This is a genomic window from Azospirillum sp. TSO22-1 (assembly GCF_003116015.1).
Lineage (GTDB): Bacteria > Pseudomonadota > Alphaproteobacteria > Azospirillales > Azospirillaceae > Azospirillum.
In genome coordinates, this window is the sequence record NZ_LGQZ01000056.1 from 61,909 (window position 1) to 69,697 (window position 7,789).

8 protein-coding genes and 1 pseudogene are annotated in these 7,789 nt (G+C 70.9%); 6 read left to right on the forward strand and 3 right to left on the reverse strand.

The annotated features are described in order from the left end of the window. The first annotated feature begins 5 nt into the window (after window positions 1-5). Window positions 6-1,502 carry a class I adenylate-forming enzyme family protein gene (locus TSO221_RS15165; protein ID WP_109119347.1) on the forward strand — a complete coding sequence of 499 codons (1,497 nt, stop codon included), beginning with the start codon at window positions 6-8 and terminating at the stop codon, window positions 1,500-1,502. Next, a complete protein-coding gene (locus TSO221_RS15170; RefSeq protein ID WP_109119348.1) occupies window positions 1,483-2,451 on the forward strand; it encodes a hypothetical protein in 969 nt (322 codons plus the stop codon). Before TSO221_RS15165 ends, TSO221_RS15170 begins: the two co-directional genes overlap by 20 nt. A 19-nt stretch (window positions 2,452-2,470) precedes the next feature. Here TSO221_RS15170 and TSO221_RS15175 read toward each other — a convergent pair whose 3' ends face one another. From TSO221_RS15175 to TSO221_RS15185, 3 genes are all read right to left on the reverse strand, one after another. Then, window positions 2,471-3,493, reverse strand: coding sequence for a GGDEF domain-containing protein (locus TSO221_RS15175; protein ID WP_109119349.1), 1,023 nt, complete (start codon window positions 3,491-3,493; stop codon window positions 2,471-2,473). After that, entirely contained in the window at window positions 3,490-4,137 is a 648-nt protein-coding gene (locus tag TSO221_RS15180) for a DUF6134 family protein (protein WP_247878063.1), read from the reverse strand. Before TSO221_RS15180 ends, TSO221_RS15175 begins: the two co-directional genes overlap by 4 nt. Before the next feature lie 202 nt (window positions 4,138-4,339). Then, window positions 4,340-4,642: an SCP2 sterol-binding domain-containing protein gene (locus TSO221_RS15185; protein ID WP_109119350.1), complete on the reverse strand. Its 303-nt coding sequence runs from the start codon at window positions 4,640-4,642 to the stop codon at window positions 4,340-4,342. 140 nt (window positions 4,643-4,782) lie between these two features. Between TSO221_RS15185 and TSO221_RS15190 the strand changes: the two genes are divergently transcribed. From TSO221_RS15190 to TSO221_RS36410, 4 genes and pseudogenes are all read left to right on the forward strand, one after another. Then, window positions 4,783-6,504 (forward strand): long-chain fatty acid--CoA ligase, encoded by a 1,722-nt coding sequence (locus TSO221_RS15190; protein ID WP_247878064.1) that lies wholly within the window; start codon window positions 4,783-4,785, stop codon window positions 6,502-6,504. A 141-nt stretch (window positions 6,505-6,645) separates the two neighbouring features. Then, complete coding sequence (locus tag TSO221_RS15195) at window positions 6,646-7,038, forward strand: MerR family DNA-binding transcriptional regulator (RefSeq protein WP_109119351.1); 393 nt, start codon at window positions 6,646-6,648, stop codon at window positions 7,036-7,038. Between the two features lie 52 nt (window positions 7,039-7,090). Continuing rightward, window positions 7,091-7,615, forward strand: coding sequence for a thioesterase family protein (locus tag TSO221_RS15200; protein ID WP_109119352.1), 525 nt, complete (start codon window positions 7,091-7,093; stop codon window positions 7,613-7,615). A gap of 43 nt (window positions 7,616-7,658) precedes the next feature. Beyond that, window positions 7,659-7,789: pseudogene (locus TSO221_RS36410) on the forward strand (electron transfer flavoprotein subunit beta/FixA family protein); the annotation flags it as partial.

Sequence of the window (7,789 nt, forward strand, 5' to 3'; positions counted from 1 at the left end):
CTGAGATGGCGGCGTCGCCCCTCGCCGAGGCCCTCGACCGCATCGAGCGCACGGTGCCGGCGCACCGGCCGGCGCTGCTCGGCCTGCGGACGCTGCGCTACGGGGACCTGTTCGAACGCGCCCGCCGGCTGGCCGCCTTCCTCCAGGCCTCCGGCCTCGGGCCGGGCGACCGCGTGCTGGCCGCCGACGCCGACGCCCTGGCGTTGCCGGAGCTGCTGATCGCCGGCCTGCGCTGCGGCATCGGCGTGGTGTCGGTCGATCCGGCGGACGACATGGCGGCGCTGGCGCGGGAGCACGGCGCCTGCATGGTGTTCGCCGATGGCACGGCGGTGCCCGACCATCCAGTGGTGGCGCTGCGGCCGCGCGGCTGGCTCGACCGCCTGCTGCGCCCGCCGGCGGTGCCGACTCTGGCCGAGGTGCTGGGCGGCTACGCGCCGCTCGCCGACTGGCCGGAGCCGCCGGGGGATGAGCGCACCGCCTGCGTGCTGTTCACCGCCGGCACGCACGCCGCGCCGCGGGCGCTGACGGTGCCGCACGGTGTGCTGGCGGCCGGGGTGGAGGCGGTGGCGAACGCGCTGCTGATCGACGGGCGGGCGCGGCTGTTCAACCCGCTGCCGTTGCACCACGCCGGCGGGCTGGCGCATGGGCTGCTGGCGGCGTTGCTGGCCGGGGGGACGCTGATCCGCCCGCCGCCGCTGACGCTGCCGGCGGACTGGGTGCGGCGGCACGGCGCCAGCCACCTGATCGCCGCCCCGGCGCAGCTGGCGCGTCTGGCCGTCGCCGACCCCAACCTGTTCCGCACCGGCGCCTTCCGCTTCGTCGTGTCGCTGGGCGGCGCGCTGGACGAGACGCGCTGGCGGGGGTTGGAGGCGCGCTTCGGTGTGCGGGTGGTGACGCTGTACGGCCCGGCCGAGGCGCTGGGCGCCGCCTTCGCCGCCGGGCCGGGCAACAGTCACCGATTTGCCACGGTCGGCCGGTCTTTGGGGTGCGAGCACCGCATCGTCGATGAACAAGGGCGCCCCTGCGCTGTTGGAGCCGTCGGAGAGTTGCAGATCAAGGGCGGGCACGTGATGGCGGAGCAGGGGGGCTGGCTGGCCACGGGCGATCTGGCGGCAGCGGACGCGGACGGGTTCGTCACGTTGGTCGGCCGGCGCGCCGCGGCGCTGCGCCGCGGCCGGGTCCGCGTCCACCCCGAGCGCACCGCCGCCGCGCTGCGCAGCCACCCCGACGTCGAGGAGGCGGTGGCGTACATCGCCGACGGACGCCTCAACGCCGCGGTGACGCTGCGCCGGGCGCTGCGCAGCGAGGTTCTGCTCGGCCACCTGCGCGATCGGCTCCCGTTGCTGGGGCTGCCGGATACGCTGAGTGTGCTGGACGCCCTGCCGCGCGACTCCCTGGGCGCGCCGTCGCCGTGCGCCGTGCGGGCCGCCCGCTGCGGAGCCGCCGCGGACAAGCCGGCGATCCGGGTGGAGGGCGTGCTCGATGACCGATTCGTCCGCTGACGCCAGTTCCGTTCACTATGGGCCGCCGATGCCGCCGCGGCGCCGGCGCCTGCGCGCGCCGGTGATCGTGCTGCTGGCCGTGCTGGTGATGGCCGGCGCCATGGGCGGCGCCAGTTGGACCGGCTATCGCTACGCCGACGAGGCGTTCGTGCGCTACAACCTCAACCGCATCGCCGCGCTGTCCGACCGGCTGTGGCGCACTCCGAAGGCGGTGGCGGTGGTGGCGCTCGGCTCCTCGCCGCTGCGGGACGCCACGCTGGACGAGACGGCGATGGGCCGGCTGGCGGCGCGGCGCGGCGTGCCGGGGCTGCACTTTCTGCGCATCGTCAACGAACCGGCGCAGTTCGCCGACTTCGAGCCGCTGCTGGAGAGCATCCTGAAGCTGCGCCCGGCGCTGGTGCTGCTCGACCGCGACCTGCTGTTCGCCGAGCGGCGCGACAGCTATTTCTACCCCGTCTACCTGAGCCGGCTGGGCGAGATGGTGGAGCGTGGGCGTCCCATGTTGCGCGACGAGATGGCGCTGCAGTACCGCCGGCCCTGCTCCCGGCGGGAGTCGCCGGACTGGGTGGGGGATCCCGGTCTGTACGTGGAGGAGATGCTGGCGATGCTCGACCTGCGCGCCGACTCGCCGGCGTACGCGCGGGTGCGCGACTTCGTGGCGGCGGCGCAGGCGGCGGGGATTCGCGTGGCGCTGCTGGCCCTGCCGCGGCCGGAGGCGGTGGAGGAGCGGCTGGAGGCGGCGCTGCGCACCTCGCTGGACGACGTCGCGGAGCTGCCGCGGGTATCGGTCTGGCACTACCCGCGGGCGCTGGACGATCGGCGGGACTTCTGCGACTTCGCGCACCTCGCGCCGGAGCCGCGCAACCTCTACGCCGCCTGGCTCGCCGACCAGATCGCCGGCGCGCTGGCCAAGCCGGCGGCGGAAGAGGTGTCGGTGCTGCCGCCGTGAGGGGCGTACACACGCTTCCTCACTCCGCCACCACCCGGTTCCGCCCGCCCTCCTTGGCGCAGTACAGCCGCCGGTCGGCCTGTGCGTACAGCTGGTGGAACGGCGTGCCCGCCTTCGCCGCAGCGACACCGACGCTGACCGTCAGCGCGAGCGGGCCGTCCGGGCCGGGGAAAGGGGTCTCCTCGACGCAGCGGCGCAGGCGTTCGGCGGTCTCCGCCGCCGCGGCCGGCTCGGCGTCCACCAGAAGCACGCCGAACTCCTCGCCGCCCAGGCGGCCGGCGATGTCGAGCCGACGGGTGTTGCCGGCCAGAAGCCCCGCCACGTGCCGGATCGCCGCGTCGCCGACGTCGTGCCCCCAACGGTCGTTGATCCGCTTGAAGTGGTCGACGTCGATCAGCGCCAGCGACAACTGGCCGCCGCGCGCCGCGCGGGCCAATTCGCGCTCCGCCTCCGCCTCGAAGCTGCGGCGGTTGTGGATGCCGGTCAGATAGTCGGTGAGCGCCGCCTCGCGCAGGTGGCGACGCGCCTCGACGCGGCTGAACTCGCAGTAGTAGACGACCAGGGCGACCGCCACGGTGGCGCCGACGGCGTTGACCGCCGCCGCCCCGGTCAGCCCGGTCACCGCGCCCGACGCCGCGGCGACGCCCAGCCCGGCGACCAGGATCGCGTCGTAGATGATGATCCAGCACAGCCCGCTGCGCACGCCGAACAGGAAGATCGGCATGGCGGCGAAGGCCGGCGCCCAGACGAGCACCGCGTCCTCCATCCGGCCGGTGAAGATCTTGTAGAGGAACAGAACCCCGGCGATGCCGATGGCCAGCAGCATGGCCCGTGCGGTCGGCAGCCGGCTGCGCAGCAGCAGAAGCGCCGCCCCGAAGCCTACCAGCGCCGCCGCCTCGGCCGTGGCGTGGTGGGTGTAGCCGGTGACCGTCAGGTCGAAGACTGCGAAGCCGCCAGCCAACAGGCACGCCACCACCAGCATGCCGGTGAACAGCGCGACGCGCTGGCGCCGGCCGGGGGAGGGGGCGAGCGCGTCGCTCACTTCAGCAGATAGACCACGTCGTAGCCGCTGCGCTTGAACTGCGCCTTCAGCAGCGTGCCGTCGGCGGCGTACCACAGGTCGCGGTCGACGCCGCCGCTGATGCGGTGGTGCTGCGCCTCGACCTTGCGGGTGCCGAGGTCGACCGTCTCCGGCCCCAGCGCCTGCGAGGTCACCGTGTAGGGCTGGGCGTCGATGACGCTGAGCAGCGTCGGGCGCTTCAGCACCTCCGGCGTCCACAGCGTCAGCGGCAGGGCGGCAGCGGCGGCCGTGGACGCCTTGCCGTCCACCGTCAGCGCCCAGCCGTCGCCCTTGCGGGCCATCTCGATGCTGTGCGGCTTGCCGTCGTCGTCGGTGCGCGCCTGCATCGACTCGAGCTTGCCGCCGCGCCAGACCTCCTGCCGCTCGTGGTCGTAGCGGAAGTTGAGGAACAGCACCTTCACCCGTGTGGAGGCGGTGACGTCCACCTTTACGGTGTCGCCTTGCGGCTGGACGCGGACCTGCTCCTGCCCGACCGGGCTGCCGTCCATCAGGATGCTGTAGGTGAGAACCTTGGGCTCCGCCGCCTGGGCGGAACCAGCGAACCAGAAGCTCGCGATCAGGAGCGCGAGGCCGGCGGCGCGCGAGAACGCGCGACCGCCGGACACGGCTGTCTCCACGGCGCCTGCAACGTGAGGCATACCGTCAACCCTCCTTGGAACACTCGGCTGTCGCGGCCGCCGGAGTTTGCCCCGGATTGCTGCACCGCCGCCGCGGGCGCCCGTCTCTAAAAAAACGCCCGATTGGTAGGACCAACGCTAGCGTGCGCTGACGAATGCGTCAAGGGCATGCCGCGTGCGCGAATCGCTCTCAGCCGTCGAGCATGGAGGACAGCTTCATGGCCACGGCGGTGGAGCCCTCCACCTTCAGCTTGCCCATGGTGTAGGCCAGCACCGGGTTGAGCTTGCCGTTGATCAGCTTGCCCAGATTCTCCGCCGTGATGCGCAACGTGCAGTCCGCCTCGCCGTCGGCGCGGGCGACGCTGACGTTCGTCGTGGTGGCGTCCACCAGGATGACGTCGCCGCTGCCGCCGAGCACGAAGCGCACCCGGGCGTTCAGGCCGCGCAACTGCGCCGAGCGGGCCTGGATGTCGCGGACGAGTTCATCGACCATGAAAAGCTTCTCCGATTCTGTGTGCGGACTGTTGGTGTGCAACGCGCTTGACAGTACCCGTGGTTTACGTTTACGTCAACGTCATAAAGAGCGCGTTGGGCTTGGCCCCGGCCGCGCGAGAAAGAACTGGGGAGTGACGTATGCAGCAGATGCCCGAGACGCGCCATGATCCTGCCGAAACTCGTGAGGTCGAGCGCCCGTGGCTGGCGCATTACCCCGACGGCATCGATTGGTCCATGCCGATCGCGCCGCAGACGCTGGGGGAGCTGTTCGACGCCGCCGCGGCGCGATTCGCCGGGCGCCCGTGCCTCGACTTCCTCGGCCGCCGTTATACCTACGCCGAGGTGGCGGACCTGGTGAACCGCGCCGCCAAGGGCTTCCAGGCGCTGGGCGTCGGGCCGGGAGCCAAGGTCGGGCTGTGCCTGCCGAACACGCCGTACTACGTCGTCTGCTATTTCGCCGTGCTGAAGGCCGGCGGCACGGTGGTCAACTACAACCCGCTCTACGTCGAGCGCGAACTGGCCCACCAGATCGAGGATTCCGAGACCGACCTGATGGTCACGCTGGACGTGAAGCAGGTCTACCCGCGCGTCGGCGCCATGCTGGGCACCACGCGGCTGAAGCGCGTCGTGGTCTGCCGCATGGACGGCATCCTGCCGACCGTGAAGGGCTGGCTGTTCAAGGTGCTGAAGCGCTCCGAACTGGCGAACATCCCGGTGGACGACACGCACGTGCCGTTCGACGCGCTGCTCGCCAACGACGGAAAATACAAGCCGGTGGCGGTGGATCCGCGCACCTCCATCGCCGTGCTGCAGTACACCGGCGGCACCACCGGCGTGCCGAAGGGCGCCATGCTGACGCACGCCAACCTGACCGCCAACGTGCAGCAGGTGTCCGCTTGGTTCCCCGGCGTGCGGCTGGGCGAGGAGCGCATGCTGGCGGCGCTGCCGTTCTTCCACGTCTTCGCCATGACGGTGGTGATGAATCTCGGCCTCGCGGCGGGGGTGGAACTGGTTCTGCTGCCGCGCTTCGACGTGGCGCAGGTGCTGAAGACCATCGCCAAGCGCCGGCCGACCCTCTTCCCCGGCGTGCCTACCATGTACAAGGCGCTGCTGGGCCATCCGGACCTTGCCAAGTACCCGCTGACCTCGATCCGCTACTGCCTGTCCGGCGGCGCGCCGCTGCCGCTGGAGCTGAAGCGGCAGTTCGAATCGGTCACCGGCTGCGTGCTGGTGGAGGGCTACGGGCTCAGCGAGTGCTCGCCGGTGTCCTCAGCCAACCCGCTGACCGGGGTGAACAAGGAGGGCTCCATCGGCATGCCGCTGCCCGGCGCCGTCATGGAGATCCGCTCTCTGGAGGACCCGTCCAGGCCGCTGCCGGTCGGCGAGAAGGGCGAGGTGGTGATCGCCGGGCCGCACGTCATGGCCGGCTACTGGAAACGGCCGGACGACACCGCGCAGACCATCGTCGGCGGGTACCTCCGCACCGGCGACGTCGGCATCATGGACGAGGAGGGCTACATCTTCCTGATGGACCGCCTGAAGGACCTGATCATTTGCGGCGGCTACAACGTCTACCCGCGCGTGATCGAGGAGGCGGTCTACCTGCACCCGGAGGTCGAGGCGGTGACCGTCATCGGCGTGCCCGACGACTACCGCGGCCAGAGCCCCAAGGCCTTCGTGCAGCGCCGCAAGGATTCCGCGCTGACCGCCGAGGGGTTGAAGGAGTTCCTGGCCGACAAGCTGTCGCGCATCGAGATGCCCAAGCACATCGAGTTCCGCGACGAACTGCCCAAGACCGCCATCGGCAAGCTGTCCAAGAAGGAGCTGATCGCCGAGGAGAAGCAGAAACGGGAGGGATAAGCGGGACGCGCACTTTGTCGCAGGCCCTTCCTGTGCTAGGAAGGGACCAACCGGCGGTTCGGACGTTTACGAAAGCGTCACGTCCATGACCTGGACGCCAACGACAAGCCGGTGCAACGGGAGACGAAGGTGCGCGCGCCCATGGATGAGCTCTACACGGTGAACCAGCTGGCCGAGGAACTGGGGATCACGCCCCGGACCCTGCGGTTCTACGAGGCCAAGGGCCTGCTTTCGCCGCGGCGCGTCGGCAACAACCGGGTCTATTCCAAGCGCGACCGCGCCCGGCTGAAGCTGATCCTGCGCGGCAAGCGCCTGGGCTTCTCGCTGGAGGAGATCAAGGAGTACCTGGATCTCTACAACGTGGACCCCAGCCAGCAGGAGCAGATGCGCGTCCTGCTCGCCCGTATCCGCGAGCGTCTGGACGCCCTGGCCCAGCAGCGCCAGGACCTGGAGGCCACCGTCTCGGAGCTGAAGGATATCGAAACGCAGGTGGTGAACACGCTCAAGGAGCGCGGCACCCCGCTGGAGGCCTGACGCCGGCTCCGTGCCGCCCGGGCCTCCGCCAAGGAGGGTTGGGAGGCACGGCATGAACCTGCTGTTCCGTCTGGTGCTGGTGATCGTCGCGTCGCTGCTGCGCAAGCGGCTGGCGCCGATGGAAGAGTCGCGCGTCGCGTTCCGCGTGTGGCCTTCCGACCTCGATCTCAACATGCACATGACCAACGCGCGCTATTTCAGCGTGATGGACCTCGGTCGCCTGGACCTCGTCGTGCGGTCCGGGATGGCCGGAACCATGCTGCGCAACCGCTGGCGGCCGGTGCTGGGCGCCAGCACCATGCGCTTCCGCCGGCCGCTGAAGCCGTTCCAGCGCTACGAGGTGGTCAGCCGGGTGCTGTGCTGGGACGACCGCTGGTTCTACATGGAGCAGCGCGCCGAGACGCCGCAGGGAACCGCGGCGGTGGCGGTGATGCAGGGGGCGTTCGTCGGCAAGGGCGGCATCGTGGCGCCGGCGGCGATGCTGCGCGAGGCCGGCATGCCGCACGAAAGCCCGCCGATGCCGGACTTCGTGGCGTCCTGGCGGCCGCAGAGCCTGCCGGTGGAGCAGGCGGCGTGACAGCCGGGAAGAGCGCCGAGAGACACAGAGAGGGGAAGAGACGATGAAGGTGCTGGTGCCCGTGAAGCGGGTGGTCGACTACAACGTGAAGATCCGCGTGAAGGCGGACGGCTCGGGCGTGGAGACCGCCAACGTCAAGATGTCGATGAACCCCTTCGACGAGATCGCCGTCGA